Here is a 613-nt window from a genome sequence, read left to right as displayed (position 1 = left end):
TCCGGTCGGCTCGTGTGAGTTCGACGTAGCCCGCGTCCGCGTCGGCTCGTGGCCGCGGCGCGTCGGCCGTCGACGCCATGCCGGGGGGCGTCGAGTTCGGCTTCGATGAGGTCTGCGGCACGCTTCAGCTCGTCGAATGCGACGGACCATCGCGCAGCGGTGCCGTCGGCGAAGGCCAGTTCGATGTGGTGCTCGCGCTCGGTGTCGGCCATCGCGCCGCTACCGGCCACGCGCGAGCGCCGACACGCAGTCCTGGGCTTGCTGCCCGAACTGGTCCCCTGCGTTGACGCCGCCGAATTCGCCTCGGGCGAACTCGAAATTCGGAGTGACATCGCGGGAGTTGCCGGAGAGGTTGTACACACCGGCACCGGGCGAGAACCACACCGCCGCCGACACCGATCGCTGACCGTCCGCGCGGAACACGTTCGCCGACACATAGTCTCGCTCGACATTGTCGACCGTGGTGGTCACAGCTGCGATGTCGCGCAGCACGCGGCCTTCGGTGATGCCGGTGGTGATCGCATCGATGATGCTCGGGTCCGCGTCGACGCAGCCGACCTCTGTCGCGCTGCGCACTGGTGCGGTCGCAGTGGAGGTCGCGGCGGGCTCCGTC

The 613-nt window shown here is 69.2% G+C and carries 2 protein-coding genes; both read right to left on the bottom strand.

The features are described 5' to 3' along the window. Window positions 1–230 (bottom strand): hypothetical protein (locus RHBS_RS28435; RefSeq protein WP_236745435.1); only part of this gene is annotated, 230 nt, incomplete at its 3' end. Continuing rightward, window positions 220–613: hypothetical protein (locus RHBS_RS28430; protein WP_236745434.1), on the bottom strand; the 394-nt coding region annotated here is incomplete at its 5' end. The genes RHBS_RS28435 and RHBS_RS28430, both read right to left, overlap by 11 nt.

The sequence above is a fragment of the Rhodococcus sp. BS-15 genome (genome assembly GCF_000813105.1).
Lineage (GTDB): Bacteria > Actinomycetota > Actinomycetes > Mycobacteriales > Mycobacteriaceae > Rhodococcoides.
This window is presented reverse-complemented; position numbering and strand designations above follow the sequence as displayed.